The organism is Sodalis sp. RH14, assembly GCF_047324285.1.
Lineage (GTDB): Bacteria > Pseudomonadota > Gammaproteobacteria > Enterobacterales > Enterobacteriaceae > Acerihabitans.
The window spans coordinates 4,929,271-4,952,616 of sequence record NZ_CP178739.1 but is presented as its reverse complement, the minus strand read 5'-3'; the positions used below and the strand labels follow the sequence as shown (position 1 = coordinate 4,952,616).

The following is a 23,346-nucleotide window of genomic DNA, read 5'->3' as shown; positions in this document are numbered from 1 at the left end:
CCTATTTGTTATTAAAATTAGACTTTAACGTTAAAAGATAGTCTTTAATAGACGGTATCACCGAAATGGTGCAACCGCGGCGCCGGCGCCGTTTTCCGGCGGCACAAGCGCACTGAAAGGGGGCGCGCGGCGCCCGCCCTGATGATAGCTCCCCGGAGCGAAACGGTCTGTGCCTCTAATGTGCCGGAAATTTGCCATTATGGCCGGATAATTGCTTATTTTGTTGGGGTAAATACCCGTCGTCTTCATGGGTTGTACGTTTAAGCTTCAGGATTTATGGTCCACGCCTCGGGCGTTTTGCTGAAACTGTATAAAGGAACCAGATGATGTCAATGAAATTGATAAGAACCCCGCTTTCCGCCCTGCTTATCGGTTGCCTGGGCGCGGCTTTCTCCGCCCATGCCGATGTGGTTATCGGCGTTGCCGGGCCGTTTTCCGGACCCAATGCCACCTATGGCGATCAATACTGGCGCGGCGCTTCCCAGGCGGCCGAGGATATTAACGCCGCGGGCGGCATCAAGGGGGAAAAAATTAAGCTGGTGCAAGGAGATGACGCCTGTGAACCCAAACAGGCGGTGGCGGTGGCCAACCGGCTGGTGGATCAGGAACACGTGAAGGCGGTGATTGGCCACTTCTGCTCCTCATCCACCATGCCGGCGTCGGAAGTCTATGACGAGGCGGGTATTATCGCCATCACTCCCGGCTCCACCAATCCACAGATTACCGAGCGTGGCCAGACCGCCATGTTCCGTATGTGCGGGCGGGACGACCAGCAGGGACTGATTGCCAGCAACTACATTATCGATAAGCTGAAGGCGAAAAAAGTGGCCATCATCCACGATAAGGACACCTACGGCCAGGGCCTGGCGGATGCCACCAAGGCGGAGCTGAACAAACGCGGCGTGAAGGAGGTGATGTATGAAGGCTTGTCGCGCGGTGAAAAAGATTTCAACGCGTTGGTGACGAAAATCCGCGCGCTGGATCCGGACGTGGTCTATTTCGGCGGCTGCCATCCCGAGGCGGGTCCCCTGGTGCGCCAGATGCGTGAGCAGGGCGTCACCGCTAAATTCTTTTCCGGCGACTGCGTGGTCACCAGTGAACTGGTCACCGCCGCCGGCGGCCCGCAGTATACCAACGGTGTTTTAATGACCTTCGGCAAAGATCCCCGCGTTATTCCCGACGGCAAGGCGGTGATTGAGAAGTTCCGCGCCGGCAAGTTTGAGCCTGAAGGGTACACTCTCTATTCCTATGCGTCGGTACAGGCTATTGCCGCGGCGTTTAACGCCGTCGGCGGCAGCGATTCCGCTAAGGCCAGCGCGTGGCTGAAGGCCAACAGCGTGGATACGGTGATGGGCAAAAAGGCCTGGGACAGCAAAGGCGATCTGAAGGTATCCGATTACGTGGTTTATCAATGGGACGACCAGGGTAAATATCACGAAATCCCCTAAAGCCACCATGGGCTAAAGGTAATGCGCCAGGCGGACCCTGGGCCAGGCGCCGGGGTTGTCCGTGGGCGTCGCCGCTAACGGGCCGGCCCCGACGCCATGTTTCACCGGGGGAAAATACCCCGCGCGCCGTGCGGTGGTCGCTTTTCTGGCCGCCGGGCGATCTGTAAGCAAGACGAGACGGTGTAACTATGGATTCTTCCTTCCTGCAGCAAATGTTTAACGGCCTGACACTGGGCGCCGTCTACGGTTTGATCGCCATCGGCTATACCATGGTGTACGGTATTATCGGCATGATCAACTTCGCCCACGGCGAAGTCTATATGATTTCCGCCTACCTGTGCGCCATCGCGCTGGCGCTGCTGTCGTTTTTCGGCCTGCATTCGTTTCCGCTGCTCATCCTCGGCACCCTGGTGTTTACCATCGCGGTTACGGGCGTCTACGGCTGGGTTATCGAGCGCATTGCCTACCGGCCCCTGCGCAACTCTACCCGGCTGGCGCCCCTGATCTCCGCCATCGGCATGTCGCTTATCTTGCAAAACTATGCGCAAATCAGCCAGGGGCCACGTCAACAGGGTATTCCCACCATGCTGGACGGGGTGCTCAGGTTCCACATCGGCGACAGCTTTGTCCAGCTCACTTATACCAAGATCTTTATCCTGGTGGCGTCGCTGCTGGGGATGCTGGCGCTAACCTATATTATCGGCCACACCAGGCTGGGGCGCATGTGCCGCGCCACCCAGCAGGATCGCAAGATGGCCTCGATCCTCGGCATCAATACCGACCGGGTTATTTCCTGGGTATTTGTTATCGGTGCCGCCATGGCGGGGCTGGCGGGGGTATTGATTACCATGAACTACGGCACCTTTGATTTTTATGCCGGTTTTATCATCGGCATTAAGGCATTCACCGCCGCGGTGCTGGGCGGTATCGGCTCGCTGCCTGGAGCCATGCTGGGCGGCCTGATCCTGGGCGTCGCCGAGGCGCAGTTTTCGGGCATGGTCAATTCCGATTACAAAGATGTATTTTCATTTTCCTTACTGGTGGTCATTCTTATTTTTCGCCCGCAGGGTCTGCTGGGCCGGCCACTGGTGGCTAAGGTATAAAGGGAGAGATAATGTCGCAACCCACAGCGCCGCAATCCGCCGGGACGCCTCCTCCAGTGGCTCAATCACCGGACAAGCCAACCTCCGCGCCGCGTTCCCCGGGATCGCCTCCGCCCGCAGGGCTGGATATCCGGCAATGCCTGCTTGATGCCGTCCTGGCCGGTTTTATTGCCCTGATTGTTTTTGGCCCGGTGGTGGGCGTGGTGCTGGACGGCTACAGCTTCAATTTCCACGCTCCGCGCCTGGCCTGGATTATCCTGGCGGTGATGGCGGGGCGTTTTGCCCTTAGCCTGTTTCTGCAAACCGGGCCGGGACAACGTTTCCAACTGCGTTTTAACGGCGACAGCGGCGGCGTCTACGTCCGTCCCGCCGACTACAAAAGCCGCCTGCGCTGGATTATCCCGTTGATCCTGGTACTCGCGGCGCTGTTTCCCTTCGTCGCGACCAAATACCTGCTGACCGTGGCAATTCTCGGCCTGATTTATGTGCTGCTGGGACTGGGGCTGAATATCGTGGTCGGCCTGGCCGGACTGCTCGATCTGGGGTACGTGGCGTTTTATGCTATCGGCGCCTACGGACTGGCGCTGGGGTATGAATATCTCGGCCTGGGATTTTGGTCCATGCTACCGCTGGCGGCAATCATGGCGGCCGTAGCCGGCGCGTTATTGGGTTTCCCGGTGTTGCGCATGCATGGCGATTACCTGGCGATAGTGACCCTGGGTTTTGGCGAGATCATCCGGCTGATTTTAAACAATTGGCTGGCTTTTACCGGCGGCCCCAATGGCGTCTCGGTGCCGTCGCCGACCTTTTTCGGCCTGGAATTCGGTCGCCGCGCCAGGGAGGGCGGGGTACCCATTCATGAGTTCCTCAATATTCCCTATAATCCCAACCTGAAGTTTATTTTCATCTACGGCGTGCTGATCCTGGTGGTGCTGCTGGTGTTGTATATCAAGCACCGCCTGACGCGCATGCCTATCGGCCGCGCCTGGGAGGCGCTGCGCGAGGATGAAATCGCCTGCCGCGCCATGGGACTGAACCACGTACTGGTTAAACTGTCGGCCTTTACGCTCGGCGCATCCACCGCCGGCATTGCCGGGGTGTTTTTCGCCACTTACCAGGGTTTCGTCAATCCCACGTCGTTTACCTTTTTTGAATCGGCGCTGATCCTGGCCATTGTGGTGCTGGGCGGCATGGGTTCGACCATCGGCGTGGTGATTGCCGCTTTTGTGCTAACCGTGGCCCCCGAACTGCTGCGCAGTTTTGCCGAATACCGGGTGCTGCTGTTCGGCATCCTGATGGTGGTGATGATGATCTGGCGGCCGCGCGGCCTTATCCGTATCAGCCGCGCCGGTTTCGCCGCCCGTAAGGGGGTGGCGCCATGAGCGACACTATCCTGAGCGTCGAGCACCTGATGATGCATTTCGGCGGCATTAAGGCCCTGAACGACGTCAATCTCGAGGTTCGCAGAGGTTCCATAACGGCGCTTATCGGCCCCAACGGCGCCGGTAAAACCACGGTATTTAACTGCCTGACCGGCTTTTACCAGGCCACAGGCGGCAATATTATGCTCAACACCCGCGGGCGGCCCACCAATATTATCCAGATCCTCGGGCAAAAATTTCGCGCCGCCGATTTTATCCATCCGGCCCGGCTGGGCCGGCGCGTTTTTTATAAAATGTTCGGCGGCACCCATCTGGTCAATCGCGCCGGGCTGGCGCGCACGTTCCAGAATATCCGCCTGTTCCGCGAGATGTCGGTGGTGGAGAACCTGCTGGTGGCGCAGCATATGCAGGCCAACCGCAACCTGATTGCCGGGATATGCAATACGCCGGCCTATAAACGCGCCGAAAACCGCGCCCTGGATCGTGCGTTTTACTGGCTGGAAGTGGTGGAACTGGTTGATTGCGCCAACCGACTGGCGGGTGAAATGTCCTACGGCCAGCAGCGGCGGCTGGAGATCGCCCGCGCCATGTGCACCGACCCGGAAGTGATTTGCCTGGACGAGCCTGCGGCGGGACTTAATCCGGTGGAAACCCGTACCTTAAGTAAAATTATCCGCCTGCTGCGCGACCGCCATGGCATCACGGTGTTGCTGATCGAGCATGATATGGGCATGGTGATGGACATCTCGGATCATATTATCGTGCTCGATCATGGCGATGTCATCGCCACCGGTACGCCGCAAGCCATCCAAAATAACGAAAGCGTGATTGCCGCCTACCTCGGCACCGACGAGGAGGAATTGGCCTTATGACCGACATTCTACTGGAATTTCGCGATGTGGACGTATTTTACGGTCCGATCCAGGCCCTGCGGCAGGTTTCCATCCAGGTGCATGAAGGGGAAACGGTGGCGCTGATCGGCGCCAACGGCGCGGGCAAATCCACGCTGCTGATGTCCATCTTCGGCCAGCCGCGCATCAGCGCGGGGCAGATCCTATTGCGCGGAGAGGATATCAGTCGCAAGTCGACTCATTTCATCGCCGCCAACGGCATTGCCCAGTCGCCGGAAGGGCGGCGGGTATTCCCGGATATGACGGTGGAGGAAAACCTGCTGATGGGCACTATTCCCATCGGCAATCGCCATCAGGCCGAAGATTTGCTCCGGATGTTCGACCTTTTTCCGCGCCTGCGTGAGCGCCGCAACCAGCGCGCCATGACGCTTTCCGGCGGCGAGCAGCAGATGCTGGCCATTGCGCGCGCGCTGATGAGCCGGCCTAAGCTGCTGCTGCTTGACGAGCCGAGTCTTGGATTGGCGCCGATCATCGTCAAGCACATTTTCCAGATTCTCCGCGAGCTGGCCCGCACCGGCATGACCATCTTCCTGGTGGAGCAAAATGCTCACCACGCGCTGAAGTTATCGGACCGGGGTTATGTCATGGTCAACGGCCAGATCCGGCTTAGCGGCAGCGGGGCCGAACTCCTGGGCAACCAAGAGGTACGCAAGGCCTATTTAGGCGGTATATAGCCCGGCAATACCGCAATATCGTTCCATGGCCGGAATGACCGCGCTAAACAGCCATTCCGCCGGCGCGCGACTATCAGCAGGCTATCTTATTGGGAACAGGTGCTATGCGTGGCGCGATATATTGTTCAACCCAATTGCTGTCATCTTTAAAATAATAAATATGACGCTGGATTAATAGTTCTTTATTCCTGAACTTAAAGGGCAGTAATTTTATTTTATACTGCCGTTCTTCAATGATATTTTTTACCGATGCGGGGAAAAAACCAATGGCATCGCTCTTTTCAATCGTCGACAGCTGTCCCTGAAACGTGGGGACATGAAGCCGTTTCAACATTAAGTTATTAAATTGCAAATGAGCATCTATCTCCTCATTGATCTTTCCAGGAAGTTGCGCCTCGTATTGCACCAGGACTTTATCATACAAGAGTTGATTTATGGGCACATTGCGGATATTCACATCGCTGCCGACTGCCAGCATGAGGGCATCTTCCGCTAAAAGCTGATGTATGACCCCTGGCGGGCAGCGTAGCGGTTTATCCGAGAAAAAAATCTTGCACAATCCCTCCTTGAGCACGTCTTCCATACTCGTGCTATCTGGAGCATAGTATTCTAGGGTAATCTCGTTTTTGAAGGGCGAGTCAGAAAGCAAAGGAGATAAATAGGAATAGTCATGATGATCGATTCCCAGTTTATACTGGGTGGCGATATGATTTTTATTGGTGTTTTTTTTCAGAATTTTGCTTTCCAGTTCACACACTTCCTGATAGAGCGGTAGCAGCGTTGCGTACAGTTCGCTACCGTAACTGGTGAGTTTTAAGCCATTGCTGGTGCGGGAAAACAGTTTATGGCCAAGGCTTAACTCGAACATTTTAATTGTCCGGCAAAGCGGGGATGGCGTGATGCAGAGAATCATCGACGCCAACCGAATAGACTGCTGTTGTGCGGTCACGATGAAATACCGTAATGTTTTAGATATTAAGATCATATTAGGCCCCCGGTGGCTTTTGCTTATCTTGACTAGATTTATAAGAAAATATTTTTAAAAATAAAATAATTATTAAAATTATTTTGTTTTTTTCAAATAACATTGCCAGGCTATTTTATTATTAATATTATTGATATTAAGGGTGTCAGCAGCAACCGAAAAATCATTGCTGAATTTACTGAGAACTATAATAAACAGCGCTAGGCTTATTTAGAATATTTTTTAAGAAATGCCGCTCTTAACTCGAAAAAAAATGAGATGTTCAGTAATGTCTTAAAACCATCATTATGGATGGTTTTATTTGTTCAACTGATTTATTCAAAAAACAGTTAACCAGCAACGCAACATCAATCGCTGGAGTTGCTTCGCTGTTATCAGTGGTGTGAATAGACGTTACGACGTTAGTATAGTATTTGACAAGTCCTTCATTGAAATCCTTTAGAACAATTGGCGAATAATGTTAACCAGCTCACGCTTGTTAACTCTATGTATCGAAAATGGCCATGGCATGCAAAAGGCAATGCTAATTATCAGCATATATTCCCCAGCGAATATATTAGCCATCAATATCAGATTATGCCTGCTGACACGTTAAGAAAATGATGTGAACGCATTCAGCCGTTTTTAAAATTGATCAATTTCAATTGCTTACGATTTCCAGCGCCGCCAGGTACGGGGGCGACGGGGCGGGCGATGATTTAAAATAGGATGATGATTAAGGCAAAACCGGTCCGTATCGCCATTCTGGTCATTGGATTACTCTAAAAGTTGAGGTAAACCGCGGGATGATGGTATAAGCCGGCGGTAGATCGTAAAGGTTAACCTCTGTTCCCGGCTTGCCGGTCTCTTGCTCTGATGGCATTGCCAGAAACAATTTAATATACATTTCCTGCCGGGAGCGAGTGGTAAAACACAAAAGATAACTTATAATTTTTCCTAATATAATAATGTCAGTTAATTCAACGTCTTTATTAAGGAAACGCACCATGGATGCCAGATCCAAAAAGCAACTTGAAGAGTTACGCGCCAGCAGCAGAAGCGAGCATGCCACGCTGCTGATGCCGTCATCTGATTCCGTTGCGCCCCGGACCCTGGGCCAACGTTTAGCCGACAGGATCACGGCCATTATCGGCACCTGGACCTTTATCATTACCCAAACCATTATTATCATCGGCTGGACCGGATATAACCTGGCCGTCGGTAAAAGCGGATTCGATCCTTATCCCTTTATTTTACTGAATCTTTTCTTATCATTTCAAGCCGCCTATACCGCACCGGCCATTATGATGAGCCAGAAGCGGGAAGGGGAAGTGGACCGCTACCGCGCGGAAATCGCGTCCAACGTGAATGTGAAATCCGATCTGGAAATGTATGCGCTGCACGATAAAATTGATTATCTGGAAGGCGACATCGTCACGTCAATAAAAGAACAGCTGGCGCAGATCACCCGGCAGCTTGAAGAGATCAAGCAAAAACAAGGCTGACCCAACCGGCCGGCAACATCGCTATTGAGGCGGCGCCCGCCGCCTGCCGCTAGTTTTCCACCCGTCCGCCCTGGACATTATCATTGCCGGCGGCCCCCGCGCGCGCAAACCGTTGTATCCCGGCATTGACTTCGCGCAGGATTTCCCGGGAAAACGCCTCGTCGTTGACCGCGCGCGCCAGGATAATGCCCCCCACCATCGACGCATGCAGACGAATGGCGTCGCCCCGGGCGTGTTTATTACTGCGCCAGGGGAAATAACGGGTCAGCCGTTCAACCGTGGCGGCCACCAGCCGGGTCAGGGACGGCCTGACGGTCTCTTCCCGGGCGATTTCGGTTGCCAGCGCCGACACCAGGCAACCGAGGGCCGGGTTATCGCGATGCTGAACGCTCAGGTAATGATCAACGTAGTCCAGCAGCCCTGCCGGCGTGGCGGCGGCTTCATCTATACCGGCAAGCGTCGTCTGCGCCCGATACTCGAAGCTCTCCTGCATTAATGCTTCCTTGGACGCAAAATGATTATAGAAGGGACCGTGCGTCAGGCCGGTGGCCTTCATAATCTCGGCGACGCTCACGCCCGAGAAACCGCGTTCACGAAACAGCCGTGCCGCTTCCTGGAGAATACGTTGATGTTTTTCTGCCGTTTCGGCCGCGGGATATCTCATCTTCCATCCTATTGTCGTCGGTTTGCCGCCATGGCTTGACAAGTATACATGATAGCGGTCATGCTTGTCGCCATCAAGCATGACGAGCATCATGTTACTTACCATCAAACATGATGGATGTCATGTTTGGTGGCAAAACCCTTCTGCGGCCTGGCCGCAGGGCAACCGACCTTATTAGGAGAAGATGATGAAACCAACAGATACTCACCCTGTCAGCGATGCCAGTGGCACCGCGGTTATCACCGGCGCGTCGTCGGGTATCGGCGAAGTGTATGCCCGCCGGCTGGCGGAGCGCGGTTATGATCTATTGCTGGTGGCGCGCCGCGGCGATCGCCTGTCGGCGCTGGCGGAGGAATTGCGCTCCCGTTACGGCCATGAAACGCGTACCCTGGTGGCGGATCTGGGCGTGGCGGCCGATCTGGACCGGGTGGCCGCTATCCTGGCCGCCGATGCGTCCATCACCCTGCTGGTCAATAACGCAGGCACCTCGCTGATGGTGGCGGCCGAGCAGACACCCGCGCCGGCGGTGGCGGCGCTGCTGAATTTAAATGTTACCGCGCTGACCCGGCTTAGCCTGGCGGTCCTGCCGGGATTCAGAGCGCGAAACCGCGGTACGCTTATCAATATCGGCTCGGTGCTGGGATTCAGTTCCATCGTCGGCAGCGCCGTCTACAGCGGCACCAAGTCCTTTGTGCTCGGCTTCACCCAGGCGCTCCAACTGGAATTCGCCGATACCAATGTCAGGATTCAGTTAGTGGCTCCGGCCACCACCGCCACGGAAATTTGGGATATTTCCGGCGTGCCCCTCTCCACGCTGGACCCCGACACAATAATGCAGGCCGGGCAGTGCGTGGACGCCGCGCTGGCGGGTCTGGATATGGGCGAGGCCATAACCCTGCCTTCACTGGAAGAGGCCGGGCTGCTGGCGGATTACACTCAGGCGCGCCTTAAACTGTTCAGTAAGGTTAACCGGGGACGCCCGGCCACGCGCTATCATGTGACGATGACCGCGGCGCAATAACCTCTCGGGGGGAGGATGTCGCGCGGGGCTACGCGGATAATGATAATCCGCGCCTCCTCCTTATAGTATGCCAGAGACCGATGCGGGGAATATCAACGGAGACCTCTGAATTCTGTAAGAATAGAGCCGGGCAGGTAACGTCATTACATTAATAATATTTTCATATTCCGTTCTTTCATAAAAGTTCCGTCGCCGTTGAAATATTCAAACCCAGGTTGAGCCGCGCTGTTTATTGCAAAGGCGTTAGAAGAATTTAATTTTACAATTGCTTAACCGGTGTAATAATTCTGCGGCGAAAAACGCGGGATGCCTGAAGCATGATATAACTCACTTTTCCCTGCCTAAATACGTTGCCTTGTTCTTTGCCATGGCTACGGCGGCAATATTAAATCAGGCTTTCTTTTTTAAATTTAATCTTCGTTTAATTATTGGTCGGTATAGTACTTTCAAAATGCATTTTTGGATTCGATTTTATTTATGGATCAACTATTACCTTTTTCCCGTCCCTCCATTGGTGAGGACGAAATTGCGGCCGTGGGCGACGTTCTCCGCTCCGGCTGGATCACCACCGGACCACAAAACCAGCGGCTGGAGGCGGACTTTTGCGCCGCTTTCGGCTGTAAACACGCCATAGCGGTATGCTCCGCCACCGCCGGCATGCATCTGGTCCTTGCGGCGCTGGGCATCGGCCCCGGTGATGAAGTCATTACCCCTTCCCAGACCTGGGTTTCCACGCTGAACATGATCGAGCTGCTGGGCGCGCGTCCGGTGATGGTCGATGTCGATCGCGACACGCTGATGGTCACGGCGGCGGCGGTGGAGGCGGCTATTACCCCGCGCACCAGGGCCATCGTGCCGGTGCACTACGCCGGCGCGCCGCTGGATTTGGATGCGCTGCGCGCCGTGGCTCGCCGCCACGCCATACCTTTAATCGAAGATGCGGCCCATGCGGTGGGCACCCGTTATAAAGGGCGCTGGATCGGCGCCACGGGTACGGCGATTTTTTCTTTCCACGCCATTAAAAACATGACCTGCGCCGAAGGCGGCCTGGTCGGCACCGACGACGATGCCCTGGCGGAGCGCGTGCGGCGGCTGAAATTTCACGGCCTGGGCGCCGACGCCTTCGATCGCCGTCAGCAGGGGCGCAAGCCGCAGGCCGAAGTGGTGGAGCCGGGGTACAAATATAACCTCTCCGATATCCATGCGGCCATCGCCGTGGTGCAACTGGCCCGCCTGCCGGCGTTGAACGCCCGTCGTAGGTCTCTTGCCGGGCGCTATCTCCACGCTCTGGCGGGTTCCCCGTTTCTGCCGCTCGGGTTGCCGGCCTACGATCATCAGCATGCCTGGCATCTGTTTATGGTGCGTATCGATCCCGAGCGCTGCGGGCTGGACCGCGATGAACTGATGAACCGTTTACAGGCGAAGGGCATCGGCACCGGCCTGCATTTCCGCGCCGCGCATACGCAAAAATATTACCGTGACCGTTATCCACAGGTGTCCTTGCCGGAGACCGAATGGAATTCAGCCCGTCTGTGTACCCTGCCGCTGTTTCCGGATATGGCCGACAGCGATGTCGATCGGGTGGTTGCCGCCTTGTTTTCTGTGTTGGAGCTGAACATTGTCGCGCGTTGAACCTATTACTAAGGTCTCGGTGGTTATTCCCGTATTTAATGAGCAGGAAAGCCTGCCGGCGTTAATTACGCGTACCGTCGCCGCCTGCGGGCGGTTAACCCAATCCTATGAAATTATCCTGGTGGACGACGGCAGCAGCGACGATTCGATCGAGCTGATGACGGCGGCGGCGCAGACGCCGGAAAACCATATCGTCGCCGTAATGCTCAATCGCAATTACGGCCAGCATTCCGCCATCATGGCTGGTTTTATCCAGGCCAGCGGCGATTTGGTCATCACCCTTGATGCCGATTTGCAAAATCCGCCGGAGGAGATCCCAAGGCTTGTGAGCGTGGCGGAACAAGGCTATGACGTGGTGGGAACAGTGCGGGCCAGGCGCCAGGATTCCTGGTTCCGCAAATGCGCCTCGCGCATGATTAACCGTCTTATCCAGCGCGCCACCGGCAAGGCGATGGGCGATTACGGCTGCATGCTGCGCGCCTACCGCCGCCAGGTGGTGGAAGCGATGCTGCACTGCCATGAGCGCAGCACATTTATTCCCATCCTGGCCAATTCTTTTGCCCGGCGCACCATCGAGATTGAGGTGGCGCACGCCGAGCGCGAGTTCGGCGATTCCAAATACAGCCTGATGAAGTTAATCAATTTGATGTACGACCTGGTGACCTGCCTGACCACCACGCCGCTGCGCCTGTTAAGCGTGGTCGGCAGCATTATCGCCATTTCCGGGTTCACCCTCTCGATCATCCTGATCGCCCTGCGCCTGCTCCTTGGGCCCACGTGGGCGGCCGAGGGGGTTTTTACCCTGTTCGCGGTGCTTTTTACCTTTATTGGCGCGCAGTTCGTCGGCATGGGGCTGCTGGGCGAATACATCGGCCGCATTTACAACGATGTCCGCGCCAGACCCCGTTATTTCGTGCAGCAGGTGATCGGCGCCCGGCCGTCCTCGACTACCCAGGAAGAAGAATGATGAAAGCTATTGTATTTGCCTACCATGATATTGGTTGCATCGGTTTAAAAGCCTTGGTGGCAGCCGGCTATGACATACAGGCCGTGTTCACCCATACCGACGCCCCGGACGAAAACAGGTTTTTCCCCTCGGTGGCGCGGCTGGGCGCGAGTCTCGAGCTGCCGGTTTACGCGCCGGACGATGTCAACCATCCGCTCTGGGTTGAGACTATCCGCAACCTGAAACCCGAGATTATCTTCTCGTTTTATTATCGTCAGCTGCTGTGCGAGGATATTTTATCGCTGGCGCCCCGGGGCGGCTTTAACCTGCATGGGTCGCTGTTGCCGCGTTATCGCGGCCGCGCGCCGGTGAACTGGGCGCTGGTCAAGGGTGAAAAACAGACCGGCGTTACGCTGCATCGCATGGTCAAGCGTGCGGACGCCGGGGATATTGCCGGGCAAGCCGCGGTTGATATCGCCCCGGACGATACCGCGTTAACGCTGCATGCCAAACTCAGCGACGCGGCGGAACGACTGTTGCGCGATTTATTGCCGCCGCTGAAGGCGGGCACCCTTAGCCTGACGCCGCAAAATGAAAAAGAAGCCAGCCACTTTGGCCGCCGCACCGCCGCCGACGGTGAGATTTACTGGCATCATTGCGCGCACGATATCGCCAACCTGGTGCGCGCCGTAACGGAACCCTATCCAGGCGCCTTCAGCTATTTGGGCCAGCGCAAGCTTATCGTCTGGAACGCGCGCGCCCGGGATATCCGGCATGATAAACAGCCGGGTACCGTGCTGGCCACCGAACCGCTGACCATTGCCTGCGGCGACGGCGCGCTGGAGATTATCACCGGGCAGAGCGAAGCCGGTTTATTTTTGCAGGGCAGCCGGCTGGCGCGGGAGATGGGCATGATGGCCGGCGTGCGGCTGGCGGCTAAACCCAGCCCCGCGCAGCGGCGCCGGACCCGCGTCCTGATCCTCGGCGTAAACGGATTTATCGGCAACCATCTGACTGAACGCCTGTTGCGTGAGGACGGCTATGAAGTCTATGGCCTGGATATCAGTTCGGACGCCGTCGGCCGTTTTATGACGAACCCGCGTTTCCACTTCGTGGAAGGGGATATCAGCATCCACTCGGAATGGGTGGAGTACCACATCAAGAAATGCGACGTGGTGCTGCCCCTGGTCGCCATCGCCACGCCTATCGAATATACCCGCAATCCGCTGCGCGTATTTGAACTGGACTTCGAGGAAAACCTGAAAATAGTGCGCGACTGCGTGAAATACCGTAAGCGCATTATTTTCCCCTCCACCTCCGAGGTCTACGGCATGTGCGATGATAAGGAATTCGACGAGGATCGCTCCCGGCTCATCGTCGGCCCGATCAATAAACAGCGCTGGATCTACTCGGTATCCAAGCAATTGCTGGATCGGGTCATCTGGGCCTACGGCGCCAAAGAGACCCTGAAGTTCACCCTGTTCCGGCCGTTTAACTGGATGGGGCCGCGCCTGGATAACCTGGATGCCGCGCGAATCGGCAGTTCGCGCGCCATTACCCAATTGATCCTGAATCTGGTGGAGGGATCGCCGATACAGCTGGTGGACGGCGGCGAGCAAAAACGCTGTTTCACCGATATCAGCGACGGCATCGAGGCACTGTTTCGCATTATCGAAAATCGCGACGCCCGCTGCGACGGCCAGATCATCAACATCGGCAACCCCGGCAACGAGGCCAGCATCCGTGAACTGGCGCAAATGCTGCTGGACAGTTTTGAAAACCATCCGCTGCGCCATCATTTCCCGCCGTTTGCCGGCTTTAAGGATATCGAAAGCAAAAGTTATTACGGCAACGGCTATCAGGACGTCGAACATCGCAAACCGAGCATTGAAAACGCCCGCCGCTTACTGAACTGGCAGCCGACCGTCGAGATGCGGCGCACCGTTGACCAGACGCTGGATTTCTTCCTGCGCAGCACGGTTAAAGAAGGCGTGGACGCGTGAGGCAGGTCGGCCTGCGGGTTGATGTGGATACCTTCACCGGCACCCGTGATGGGGTGCCGCGTTTGCTGGAACTGTTTGAAAAGTATGATATCAAGGCCAGCTTTTTTTTCAGCGTCGGCCCGGATAACATGGGGCGCCATTTATGGCGCCTGCTGCGCCCGCGTTTTTTATGGAAGATGCTGCGTTCCCAGGCGGCTTCCCTTTATGGCTGGGATATCCTGCTGGCCGGCACCGCCTGGCCGGGCAGATGCATTACCCCGTCCCAGGGACCGTTAATGAAACAGACCTTGATGGCGGGACATGACGTCGGCCTTCATGCCTGGGATCACCAGGGATGGCAGGCCAAGGCCGGGCGTTGGCCTGACGCCGAGCTGGAGCGGCAGATCCGGCTGGGCGTGGAGGCGCTGGAGACGAGCATCGGGCGGCCGGTAACGTGCTCCGCCGCGGCGGGCTGGCGCGCCGATACGCGCGTATTGGCGGCGAAGGAGAATTTCGGTTTTTACTACAATAGCGACTGCCGCGGCCGCCATCCTTTCCGGCCGCTATTAAGCGATAACCGTATCGGCGCGGTACAGATTCCCGTCACCTTGCCTACCTTTGACGAAGTCATCGGCAAAGAGGCGCGTCTGGAAAATTTCAACGATTATATCCTCGGGCGGATCGCCCGGGATAGCGGTGTGCCGGTCTACACCATCCATAGTGAAGTGGAAGGGCGATCGCAGTCGGCGTTATTCGAGCAATTATTACAACGCGCGCAGCAGCAGGGCATCACCTTTTGCCCGTTGCCCGACCTGTTGCCGGCCGACGTCTCCACGGTGCCGGTGGGGCGTGTCGTCCGTTCCCCTTTTCCCGGACGGGAAGGCTGGCTGTGTTGCCAGGCCCCGGCAAATTCACCGCCATGAAATTAATTAAACATTACTGGGCGGCGATACTGGCGCTGTTTTATGCGCTGGTCTATCTGCTGCCTTTGAACAGCCGTTTGTTATGGCAGCCCGATGAAATCCGCTATGCCGAGACCAGCCGCGAAATGCTGCTGCGCGGCGACTGGATTGTGCCTAATCTGCTGGGCGTGCGTTATTTTGAAAAGCCGGTACTGGGTTACTGGATTAACAATATCAGCCAATGGCTGTTCGGCGATTCTAATTTCGCCGTACGTTTCGGGGTGGTGTTGAGCACCGGCGCCAGCGCGCTGCTGGTGTATGTGCTGGCCATGATGATGTGGCAAGCGCGCCGCACCGCGTGCCTGGCCGCGCTGATATTCCTTTCGATGTTGCTGGTATTCGGCGTCGGCACCTACAGCGTGCTTGATCCCATGGTGTCGCTGTGGCTGACGGCGTCGATGGTCAGTTTTTATCTGGCGATCAACGCGAGCGGCGCGCGCGATAAGCTGGGCGCCTATATCCTGCTGGGGATTACCTGCGGTTTGGGTTTTATGACCAAGGGTTTCCTGGCGCTGGCGGTGCCGGTGATTGCCGCGCTGCCCGTCGCCATCCAGCGGCGCCGGCTGAAAGATCTGCTGATCTTCGGCCCGGTGGCGGTACTGGCCGCGGTGGCGCTGAGCCTGCCCTGGGCGTTGGCCGTTGCCCGGCGTGAGCCGGATTACTGGCACTATTTTTTCTGGATTGAGCATATCCAGCGTTTTGCCGATGACGACGCGCAGCATAAAGCGCCGGTATGGTACTACCTGCCGGTTATCATCGCGGGATCATTGCCCTGGCTGGCGCTGCTGCCGGGATCTCTGCTCAAGGGCTGGCGTGAGCGGGCGACGCGGCCGGAGCTGTTTTTCCTGCTGTGCTGGATGCTGATGCCGCTGGTGTTTTTCAGTCTCGCCAAAGGCAAGCTGCTTACCTATATCTTGCCGTGCATGGCGCCGCTGAGCCTGCTGATGGCCGCATATGCGCAAGATTGCATCGCATCCCGCCGCGTGCGGGTTTTCCGCCTTAACGCGGTGATCAACGGCGCCTTCGGTCTGTTGGGCATGGCGGCTATCGCGGCGCTGGGCGCCGGGCTGCTGCCGCAGGTGATTATATTAGGCCACGATGAATGGCCCAAGGTGGCGCTAAGCCTGCTGGGATTCGCCGGCTGGGCTCTCTTTGCCGCCGTGTCCTGGCGCCAGGGTGGGCGGCGCTGGGCCTGGGCCGCGGCCTGTCCCGTCCTGTTCAGCCTGGTGGTGGGCCATGCCATTCCCCAGCGGGTGATCGACAATAAGCTGCCGCAGCACATTATACGCGCCAATGCCGGCGTGCTGCGCCACAGCCAATACGTGCTGAGCAACAGCGTGGGCCTGGCGACCGCCATAGCCTGGGAGCTCAGGCGCGATGACGTGAAAATGTTTCGTGAGCGCGGCGAGTTGACCTATGGGTTATCTTATCCCGACGCGCGCGGGCGTTTTATCAGCGAGCAGGATTTCCCCGGCTGGCTGGCAACGGCGCGCAGGCAAGGGGATGTGGCGCTTCTCCTCCGCCTGCCCGACGACAACCGGCTGCCGGTTTACCTGCCCGCGCCCGATGCCATGCAACGCAGCTCCCATCTGGCATTGGTGCTGTACCGGCAACGGCCATGAGCGGATATCTGCTGATACTTCTGGTCAGCGTTCTCACCTGCGCGGGGCAGTTATGTCAGAAACAGGCCGCGGTGCGCTGGCAGCAATGCCCGCCGCGGCAAAACCGGCGCATGGCAACCTTGGGCTGGCTGGCGGGGGCGCTGGTTTTGCTGGGCGTGGCGCTGCTGTTCTGGCTTGGCGTTTTGCAACGCCTGCCGCTGAGCGTGGCGTATCCTGTGCTGAGCCTGAACTTTGTGCTGGTCACGCTGGCCGCGCAGGGCATCTTCCATGAGCGCGCCACGTCCCGCCACTGGTGGGGCGTGGCGGCCATTATGGTCGGCATCGTGCTGATGGGTCTGAATCCATGAAGGGTTATCTCTGGGCGGCGACCAGCGTGCTGCTGGTCACCCTGGCGCAACTGCTGATGAAGTGGGGGATGCAGCAGATCCCGCTGTTGTCGCTAAAGGCATTGACGCCGGCCTTCGCCATCCATTACGGTATACCTCTGCTGGCGGTGGCGGTGGGTGTGCTGGGTTACATCCTGTCGATGTTATGCTGGTTCTGCGCTTTGCTCTATCTGCCGCTCAGCCTGGCCTATTCCCTGCTCAGCATCAGTTATGCCCTGGTCTATTGCGCCGCGATCGCGCTGCCGATGTTTAACGAAGCGGCCAGCGCGGCCAAGACCCTGGGCGTGGCGTTTATTTTATTCGGCGTGTGGCTTATCCATCGCCATCACCCATAGGTTGGGGTCATGATGCAAAATGGGCTGCGCCATCCCGGCGTACTGGCGGCGCTGGGTGCCGCGATATTATTCGGCGCGGGAACGCCCCTGGCGAAATTGCTGTTAACCAGCGTCAACCCCTGGCTGCTGGCGGGATTGCTTTACCTGGGTTCCGGGCTGGGGCTGACGCTGTACCGGTTTATCAGGCGCGCCCCCAGGATCAGTATGCCGCGGGCGGAAGTGCCGTGGTTTGCCGGCGCCATTATCACCGGCGGCGTTATCGGCCCGGTGTTGCTGATGCTGGGGCTTGCCGCCATGCCTGCCTCGGGCGCGTCCCTGCTGATCAATGCCGAGGGGGTCTTCACCTCATTGCTGGCATGGTTTGCCTTTAAAGAGAATGTCGATCGCCGCATTGCATTGGGCATGGCGGCGATCGTGGCCGGCGCCGTGGTGCTGAGCTGGCCGGGCGAGGCCCGTTTTGCCGGTCTGTGGCCTGCGCTTGCCATTTTGGGCGCGTGTTTCGCCTGGGGTATCGATAATAACCTTACCCGCAAGGTTTCTTTAACCGACGCGACCTGGATCGCCGCCGTAAAAGGGTTGGCGGCAGGTCTGGTGAATCTGTCGCTGGCCTTTGCCGCCGGCGTGGCCTTCCCCAGCTGGCCCGAGGCGGCAGGGGCACTGACGCTCGGGTTCCTGGCCTACGGCGTCAGCCTGGCGCTGTTTGTGGTCGGCCTGCGCCAGCTCGGCACCGCCCGCACCGGCGCGTATTTTTCCGTGGCGCCGTTTTTCGGCGCCGCGCTGGCCGTCGTCCTCGGCGATACGCTGACGCTGCAAATGCTTGCCGCCGGGGCGCTGATGGCGTTGGGCATCGGATTGCACCTTACCGAGCGTCATCAGCATCCTCATGTCCACGCGCCCATGGCGCACGATCATGAACACCGCCATGATGAGCATCATCAACATTCGCATGAGGAAACGCCGGCACCGGGAACCGTTCACCGGCATTGGCATCGACATGACCCCATGGCCCATTCCCATCCGCATTTCCCCGACGCCCATCACCGCCACGATCATTAATTTTATGTCGTGCCGATTAACTCGTAATGAACTAATTAAAATAAAAAAATATTTATAAGAGTAGAGTTTATTGCCCATGGGTTTTAAAAACAAACGGTAGAATAAGGAATAAATATAATTTAAAAATGGTAAGTACACTCATTGTCATAGGTGAAGAGGTGTGTAATGAATCTGAATATTACCACAAATGTATTAATGTCCGCCGGTATGCTACAGACTTACTTCTCTAAAAATATCATAAATAATGCTTTAATATTAATTGACGTAAATGTTGTTAACCATGAAATTATTAAAGAAACCATCAGCCTGCTAAAACGAAAGAATATCCTGTTGGTGACCAGGGAACCGACCATGGAAGATGTGAATGCAGCGGTAAATAATTATCCACGAACCGAAAATATCATTGCCGTTGGCGGCGGCTCAACCATGGATCTCGGCAAGGCCATCGCCATAACATTAACCAACGGCGGAGATGTGGAAAAGCTGTGCGACCAGGATACGGTTATCCGTCCAGGATTGCCGATTATTGTCGCCCCCACGATACCCGGCACGGCGGCGGAGTTTAGCGCATCCGCGGTATTAAGCGGCGACGGCTACAAGCAGAACCTGACTTCACCTTACCTCAGGCCGGAAGTCGCGCTGGTGGATCCCCGCTTCTTTGCCTCGGTAAGCGCGGAAACCGGCATCCCCGTGCTGCTGAACGGCTACATTCATGCCATGGAATGCCTGGAGGGTATTAAAGGGTCGCATGCGTCGCGCACCGCCTGCCGTAACGTCATTTCGATCTTTAATGAAATCATCAAAAGCGGCTACCATCCGCAGGATAGCAAATGGTGCCAATTAGCTTATTATGCCAATTATACCAGCGCTTTTTCATTACTTGGCGGATCGTTAGGCGCGGTCCATGCATTATCGTATGGCGTATCAAATGCCATGGGCATTTGCCATTCGAAGGCCAATTTAGTGGCGCTCGGCCACCTGAGGTTTTTTTTTGACCAATACGCCCAGGTCGCTTTTGCATTTTGTCGCCAATATGCGGTGGATTATAAGATTAACGCCGGCCCCAGCGCGGATCGACAAAAAATATTATCGGTAATGAATGCGACCCGGGATAGTTTGACCTGCCTATGGGAGAATACCTTTGGCGATAAATACAATAATGCCATATCCGACATATTTATAAAGAGCATTCTTACTGAGATAAAATAGCCAGCGTCGCGCCAGACAGAGACGATATTGGCCGCTTTTATATGAAATAACCAGGCGGCAAAGTGGAGCTGAGAAAAATAACTTATTGAATAATTCTTTATTGATCATGATGTTAATCATAGGATAATTATGCTCCCGCATAATAGATTCTTTCAAGGAACGATGATGAACCTGGAATTATTCAACGATATTGATCGTGCGCCGGATCCCTCTAAGGCACTGGATATGTTTCCCCAACTGTCCTCTTTTCATGCAGCCTTGGGCAATACCACGTTGATGCCGGTACCCGGTCCTGAGGGCGGCGCCAGCATAATGGCGAAGCTGGAGTTTGAAAATCCCTTCGGATCGGTCAAGGACCGCACCGCGTTTGGCATGTTCTGCGAGGCGGTAAACAAGCACGATTTTCACCAGGGACCGCTGAAGCTGCTTGATGCTTCCGGCGGTAATATGGGCCGCGCGCTGGCGATGCTGGGCAATATGTGCGATATCGCCGTGCATTTGGTTATCCCGGACTCCTCGCCGGAGGTATTGGTTAAGGCCTTGCGGGAAGCCAACGCCGGGCTGACCCTGGTGGACTCCCGGTATTTCCTGCTGGGATTAATGGCCCGCGCCGAGGAAATTGCGCTGGCGGACCCCGGCTGGACCCTGCTTGCCCAACACCGGAACCTGGTGAATGTCGCCGTACATCAACACGGCACCGGCCAGGAAATCCGCCGTCAGCTGCGCGGCGACAAGGCCGGCGGCTGGGTGGCGGCGGTGGGCACCGGCGGGACCTTATCCGGGGTATACGCCGCGCTGGCGCAGGATAATCCGGCGCTAAAAGTGCAGGGCACCACGCCCAGGGAATTGCCTTTCGGCACCCTGGCTCCGCCTAACGGCCGGGATAAATTTGCCGGTGCCGGCGGCATGGGCTTTGGTTTCCGCCAGCCGTTTATCAGCCGCATGCAGCTCGACGTGCTGCCGTTTAGCCTGATTGGCTGGCAAGAGTCGCTGGCGGCAATGTATGAATTTTATCACCTGACCGGCATACGCATCGGCGCCTCATCGGCGGCTAACTGGAAGAGCGCTTGCCGCCTGGCGCAAACGCTGGGTCCCGATCAACAGGTGGTAACGCTGTTTGCCGATGCGGGTAGCGACAGCGACCGTGAAAAGGGCGAGGTTTTTTTCACTAGCGCAAACCGTTCGGACCGGGCGGGCGTTATGCTGTAAGGATCATCACCGGCAAATTATACCGGGATTACATTGGCGGTATTTGCGCTGAATATGCCCAATGCCGCCGCCCATTAGCGGCTCATATAAGATAATACGTATATTTTTTTCGTGAAATTAAAGGGGAAAAAACCCCTAAAACCCTTATTTATTAACAGCCGAGTACACGCCTAGCTAACTGTCTGTTTTTGATCTTTTTTTTCTTCATCTTCTATCAAGCTTTGTTAACGTTTGCCGATAACCATTGTATCTCAGATAAGTCGTTTCACAGGGTGTGGACAATATTTGATTTCATTAAACGGACAGATCGGCGCGCAAAAATCATTTCCAGTTTGGGCTGGGCATGAATGGTGCAATAAATGTTCTTACGCTTCCCCCCATCCTCCATGCATGCCAAACATATGCGCACAAGCCAGCATAGAAATAATTAACAGGAGCAGTACCTATGCGTGTTCTAAAAAATACCAGTATTCGAGTTATACTCTTAATAACACTTGGTTTTTTTATGGTACTGTGGGGTGGGGTTTCCGCATTTACCCTGTCCTCGCTGAATCAGGTAAACCATCTATTAGCAGTCAGTGAAGATCAGAAGAAAGACATTGATATTGTCACCCACGGCAACGACCAGTATTTTCGCACCGTTACGCGCCTGTCGCGGGCCATGGATTATGTCCAGACTGGCGAAATAGGGGATGCCGATAAGGTACTGGCGACGGCTATTACCGCCATGCAGAGCACCAAAGCGGCGCTTGATGAGTTCAAAGCGCGGCAACATCCCTCTATTGACCCCGCGGTAACTGAAAACATCATCAGCAGCTGGACCAAGCTTATTAATCAGGGAATGGAGCCTTTATTGCAGGCGGCCCAGGCGAAAAATATGGATGAATACCGCCGCATATACCGGACGCAATCACCGCCGTTCAGCCAGGCTTTCGGCGCGGCGGCGGAAAAATTCAAAAGCGAGGCCATGTCGCAGGCAGGCGCGCTGCAGGTGGCGGTGGTGGTCGATTGGTGCAAAAAAATATTGATTGCGGCCATCGTGGCCGGACTTATCATCCTGGTCCTGACCGACCGCTATCTTGTCAACTGCATGATTAAGCCGCTGGAACGGTTTAAAGTACAGCTGCACACGCTTTCCGGCGGACATTTGGGCGATACCATCGCCGTGTTCGGCCGTAACAATGTGGGCCTGCTATTCCCCTATTTGCAGGAAATGCAACAGAACCTGATCCGCACGGTCTCCGCCATTCGCGACGGTTCCGCCTCCATTTACCAGGGCGCGGGGGAAATCAGCCGGGGCAATACCGATCTTTCCTCGCGCACCGAGCAACAGGCGGCGGCCCTGGAAGAGAGTGCCGCGAGCATGGAGCAGCTAAGCGCGACGGTTAAGCAAAATACGGAAAATGTGTTCCAGGCCAATAAAATGGTACAGGATGCTTCCAATACCGCTAAAAAAGGCGGCGAAATCGTCGATGAGGTGGTGGCCACGATGAGCAGCATCACCACCAGTTCGAAAAAAATTGCCGATATCACCGGCGTCATCAACGGCATTGCCTTCCAGACGAATATCCTGGCGTTAAACGCCGCGGTGGAGGCGGCCAGGGCGGGGGAACAGGGTCGTGGATTCGCCGTGGTGGCGGGAGAAGTGCGCAGTCTGGCCCAACGTAGCGCCCAGGCGGCGAAAGAAATTGAAGGGCTGATTGCGGAGTCGGTTGAACGGGTAAGCACGGGGTCCGTGCAGGCCTCGCGCGCCGGCGAGACCATGCACAGTATTGTGCAGGCGGTAAACCGCGTGACGGATTTAATGAGCGAGATCTCCTCGGCCTCGGAAGAACAGAGCCGGGGCATCAGCCAGGTCAGCACCGCGGTGGCGGAAATGGACGGGGTAACCCAGCAAAACGCGGCGCTGGTGCAGGAATCCGCGGCGGCGGCGGCATCGTTGGAAGAGCAGGCCCGTTTGCTGACGGAAACCGTGTCGGTATTTCAATTGCCGGCGGCGGGGCGATTGCTGAAAACAGACACCTCGATATCGTCTTGCGCCGCGGCGCCAAAGGACGGATTAAAAACGCCGGCTGGCCGGGAAAAACTTAACGAAAATTGGGAAACATTTTAACGTCAATCCTTTTTGAATAACGCCTGGTGGCTGCCGGAAAAGTGTCGGCCGCCGCTAGGCGCCCACCGTCCCGCCGCCAGACGATCTTCCCTCTCTTCGCCCCTTAACCCCCGGCGCGCGCGTTGCGAACGCCGCGGATCAAGACCGTCCTATTGCGTTATCCATTGCGTTATCCATGCCGCATATCCTGCCGCTTATTTGACTTAGCGCCGGGGATACGGT

20 protein-coding genes are annotated in these 23,346 nt (G+C 56.4%); 18 read left to right on the top strand and 2 right to left on the bottom strand.

All coding sequences use genetic code 11. The features are described 5' to 3' along the window. The first annotated feature begins 326 nt into the window (after positions 1-326). The 5 genes from ACL2XQ_RS22510 to ACL2XQ_RS22490 all read left to right on the top strand — a co-directional run bounded on the left by ACL2XQ_RS22510 (position 327) and on the right by ACL2XQ_RS22490 (position 5,518). Positions 327-1,448: a branched-chain amino acid ABC transporter substrate-binding protein gene (locus tag ACL2XQ_RS22510; protein ID WP_410016730.1), complete on the top strand. Its 1,122-nt coding sequence runs from the start codon at positions 327-329 to the stop codon at positions 1,446-1,448. Positions 1,449-1,636: 188 nt separating this feature from the next. After that, positions 1,637-2,551: an ABC transporter permease subunit gene (locus tag ACL2XQ_RS22505; protein ID WP_410013475.1), complete on the top strand. Its 915-nt coding sequence runs from the start codon at positions 1,637-1,639 to the stop codon at positions 2,549-2,551. A gap of 11 nt (positions 2,552-2,562) precedes the next feature. After that, entirely contained in the window at positions 2,563-3,933 is a 1,371-nt protein-coding gene (gene livM, locus ACL2XQ_RS22500) for a high-affinity branched-chain amino acid ABC transporter permease LivM (protein WP_413721478.1), read from the top strand. Continuing rightward, positions 3,930-4,805, top strand: coding sequence for an ABC transporter ATP-binding protein (locus ACL2XQ_RS22495; RefSeq protein ID WP_413739737.1), 876 nt, complete (start codon positions 3,930-3,932; stop codon positions 4,803-4,805). Before livM ends, ACL2XQ_RS22495 begins: the two co-directional genes overlap by 4 nt. Continuing rightward, the gene (locus ACL2XQ_RS22490) at positions 4,802-5,518 is read left to right on the top strand and encodes an ABC transporter ATP-binding protein (protein ID WP_410013478.1); all 717 of its coding nucleotides are present in this window, start codon (positions 4,802-4,804) and stop codon (positions 5,516-5,518) included. Before ACL2XQ_RS22495 ends, ACL2XQ_RS22490 begins: the two co-directional genes overlap by 4 nt. A gap of 73 nt (positions 5,519-5,591) precedes the next feature. Here ACL2XQ_RS22490 and ACL2XQ_RS22485 read toward each other — a convergent pair whose 3' ends face one another. Beyond that, positions 5,592-6,503 (bottom strand): LysR family transcriptional regulator, encoded by a 912-nt coding sequence (locus ACL2XQ_RS22485; RefSeq protein ID WP_410013479.1) that lies wholly within the window; start codon positions 6,501-6,503, stop codon positions 5,592-5,594. Between the two features lie 986 nt (positions 6,504-7,489). Here ACL2XQ_RS22485 and ACL2XQ_RS22480 point away from each other — a divergent pair. After that, complete coding sequence (locus tag ACL2XQ_RS22480) at positions 7,490-7,987, top strand: DUF1003 domain-containing protein (RefSeq protein WP_410013480.1); 498 nt, start codon at positions 7,490-7,492, stop codon at positions 7,985-7,987. A gap of 49 nt (positions 7,988-8,036) precedes the next feature. On the opposite strand, the gene ACL2XQ_RS22475 is transcribed toward ACL2XQ_RS22480, so the two are convergent. Next, a complete protein-coding gene (locus ACL2XQ_RS22475) occupies positions 8,037-8,651 on the bottom strand; it encodes a TetR/AcrR family transcriptional regulator (RefSeq protein WP_410013481.1) in 615 nt (204 codons plus the stop codon). A gap of 184 nt (positions 8,652-8,835) precedes the next feature. On the opposite strand from ACL2XQ_RS22475, the gene ACL2XQ_RS22470 reads away from it, so the two are divergent. From ACL2XQ_RS22470 to ACL2XQ_RS22415, 12 genes are all read left to right on the top strand, one after another. Further along, positions 8,836-9,672 (top strand): SDR family NAD(P)-dependent oxidoreductase, encoded by an 837-nt coding sequence (locus ACL2XQ_RS22470; protein WP_413739736.1) that lies wholly within the window; start codon positions 8,836-8,838, stop codon positions 9,670-9,672. A gap of 477 nt (positions 9,673-10,149) precedes the next feature. Then, positions 10,150-11,304, top strand: coding sequence for a UDP-4-amino-4-deoxy-L-arabinose aminotransferase (gene arnB, locus ACL2XQ_RS22465; protein ID WP_413739735.1), 1,155 nt, complete (start codon positions 10,150-10,152; stop codon positions 11,302-11,304). Continuing rightward, a complete protein-coding gene (gene arnC / locus ACL2XQ_RS22460; RefSeq protein WP_410013484.1) occupies positions 11,291-12,271 on the top strand; it encodes an undecaprenyl-phosphate 4-deoxy-4-formamido-L-arabinose transferase in 981 nt (326 codons plus the stop codon). The genes arnB and arnC overlap by 14 nt, the downstream gene beginning before the upstream one ends. Further along, on the top strand, positions 12,271-14,253 hold the full coding sequence (arnA, locus tag ACL2XQ_RS22455) for a bifunctional UDP-4-amino-4-deoxy-L-arabinose formyltransferase/UDP-glucuronic acid oxidase ArnA (RefSeq protein ID WP_410016731.1): 1,983 nt from the start codon (positions 12,271-12,273) through the stop codon (positions 14,251-14,253). Before arnC ends, arnA begins: the two co-directional genes overlap by 1 nt. Further along, positions 14,250-15,155 carry a 4-deoxy-4-formamido-L-arabinose-phosphoundecaprenol deformylase gene (arnD, locus tag ACL2XQ_RS22450; RefSeq protein WP_410013485.1) on the top strand — a complete coding sequence of 302 codons (906 nt, stop codon included), beginning with the start codon at positions 14,250-14,252 and terminating at the stop codon, positions 15,153-15,155. Before arnA ends, arnD begins: the two co-directional genes overlap by 4 nt. After that, a complete protein-coding gene (gene arnT, locus ACL2XQ_RS22445; RefSeq protein ID WP_413729411.1) occupies positions 15,152-16,816 on the top strand; it encodes a lipid IV(A) 4-amino-4-deoxy-L-arabinosyltransferase in 1,665 nt (554 codons plus the stop codon). The genes arnD and arnT overlap by 4 nt, the downstream gene beginning before the upstream one ends. Then, positions 16,813-17,163: a 4-amino-4-deoxy-L-arabinose-phosphoundecaprenol flippase subunit ArnE gene (arnE, locus tag ACL2XQ_RS22440; protein WP_413731913.1), complete on the top strand. Its 351-nt coding sequence runs from the start codon at positions 16,813-16,815 to the stop codon at positions 17,161-17,163. Before arnT ends, arnE begins: the two co-directional genes overlap by 4 nt. Next, positions 17,160-17,537 carry a 4-amino-4-deoxy-L-arabinose-phosphoundecaprenol flippase subunit ArnF gene (gene arnF, locus ACL2XQ_RS22435; protein WP_413739734.1) on the top strand — a complete coding sequence of 126 codons (378 nt, stop codon included), beginning with the start codon at positions 17,160-17,162 and terminating at the stop codon, positions 17,535-17,537. Before arnE ends, arnF begins: the two co-directional genes overlap by 4 nt. A 9-nt stretch (positions 17,538-17,546) precedes the next feature. After that, on the top strand, positions 17,547-18,593 hold the full coding sequence (locus ACL2XQ_RS22430) for a DMT family transporter (RefSeq protein ID WP_413729414.1): 1,047 nt from the start codon (positions 17,547-17,549) through the stop codon (positions 18,591-18,593). Positions 18,594-18,758: 165 nt separating this feature from the next. Beyond that, positions 18,759-19,802, top strand: a complete 1,044-nt coding sequence (locus ACL2XQ_RS22425; RefSeq protein WP_413727659.1) for an iron-containing alcohol dehydrogenase — start codon at positions 18,759-18,761, stop codon at positions 19,800-19,802. A gap of 162 nt (positions 19,803-19,964) precedes the next feature. Then, positions 19,965-21,011, top strand: a complete 1,047-nt coding sequence (locus ACL2XQ_RS22420) for a pyridoxal-phosphate dependent enzyme (RefSeq protein WP_410013491.1) — start codon at positions 19,965-19,967, stop codon at positions 21,009-21,011. A gap of 445 nt (positions 21,012-21,456) precedes the next feature. Further along, positions 21,457-23,124 (top strand): methyl-accepting chemotaxis protein, encoded by a 1,668-nt coding sequence (locus tag ACL2XQ_RS22415; RefSeq protein WP_413727660.1) that lies wholly within the window; start codon positions 21,457-21,459, stop codon positions 23,122-23,124. Positions 23,125-23,346: the final 222 nt, after the last annotated feature.